Below are 1422 nucleotides of genomic sequence, written 5' to 3' on the forward strand. Positions count from 1 at the left end.
GGCGAACATCGGGGTCATCGGCCTCGCGGTGATGGGTTCGAACCTGGCGCGGAACCTCGCGTCGCGTGAGGGGAACACCGTCGCGGTCTACAACCGCACCTACGCCCGGACCGAGGACCTGATGCGCGAGCACGGGGACATGGGCTTCATCGCGTCGGAGGACATCGACGGCTTCGTCGCCTCGCTGTCGAAGCCGCGCACGGCGATCATCATGGTCCAGGCCGGGAAGGGCACCGACGCCGTCATCGGCCAGTTGGCCGAGCGGTTCGAGCCGGGCGACATCATCGTCGACGGCGGCAACGCGAACTTCCACGACACCATCCGCCGCGAGCACGACCTGAAGGACAAGGGCATCAACTTCGTCGGCACCGGCATCTCCGGCGGCGAGGAAGGCGCCCTGCACGGGCCGTCGATCATGCCCGGCGGCTCGGACGAGGCGTGGGAGACGCTCGGCCCGATCCTGAAGTCGATCGCGGCCGTCGCCGAGGGCGAGCCCTGCGTCACCCACGTCGGGACCGACGGCGCCGGACACTTCGTCAAGATGGTGCACAACGGCATCGAGTACGCCGACATGCAGCTCATCGCGGAGTCCTACGACCTGCTGCGCCGCATCGGGGGCTACAGCGTCGACCAGCTCGTCGACGTGTTCGACGAGTGGAACAAGGGCGACCTGGAGTCCTACCTGATCGAGATCACCGGGGAGGTCCTCAAGCAGAAGGACGCCGACACCGGCACACCGCTCGTGGACGTCATCCGCGACGCCGCCGGATCGAAGGGCACCGGCGTCTGGACCGTGCAGAACGCAGTCGGTCTCGGCATCCCCGTCTCCGGCATCGGCGAGGCCGTGTTCGCCCGAGCCGTCTCGTCCCGGCCCGCGCAGCGCGCAGCCGTCCAGAAATCGGTCACCTCACGGCCGGACATCGCCCAGGCACCGGACTCGTTCACCGACGACGTCCGCGCAGCCCTCTACGCATCCAAGGTCGTCGCGTACGCGCAGGGCTTCGACCTCATCATCGCCGGGGCGAAGGAGTACGACTGGGACATCGCGCTCGGGGACATGGCGAAGATCTGGCGCGGCGGCTGCATCATCCGCGCCCAGTTCCTCAACCGCATCGTCGAGGCCTACGAGAAGAACCCGGACCTCGAGTCGCTGCTCGTCGACCCGTACTTCGCCGACGCCGTCGCCGAGGGCGAAGCCGCCTGGCGTCGGATCGTGGGCATCGCGGCCGCGTCCGGTGTCCCCGCGCCCGGGTTCTCCTCCGCCCTGTCCTACTTCGACTCCCTCGCGTCCGAGCGCCTGCCCGCCGCGCTCATCCAGGGGCAACGCGACTTCTTCGGCGCCCACACCTACCAGCGCATCGACAAGGACGGCACGTTCCACACCCTCTGGTCCGACAACGACCGCCGCGAGGTCGAACAGGA

The 1422-nt window shown here is 68.7% G+C and carries 1 protein-coding gene; it reads left to right on the forward strand.

Features of this window, described 5'->3' with window-relative positions; all coding sequences use genetic code 11:
- A partial coding sequence (gene gndA, locus DEJ32_RS15915) for an NADP-dependent phosphogluconate dehydrogenase (RefSeq protein WP_110901993.1) occupies positions 1-1422 on the forward strand: 1422 nt, incomplete at both ends.

It is taken from the genome of Curtobacterium sp. MCPF17_046, from assembly GCF_003224295.1.
In the GTDB taxonomy this organism is placed as follows: Bacteria; Actinomycetota; Actinomycetes; order Actinomycetales; family Microbacteriaceae; genus Curtobacterium.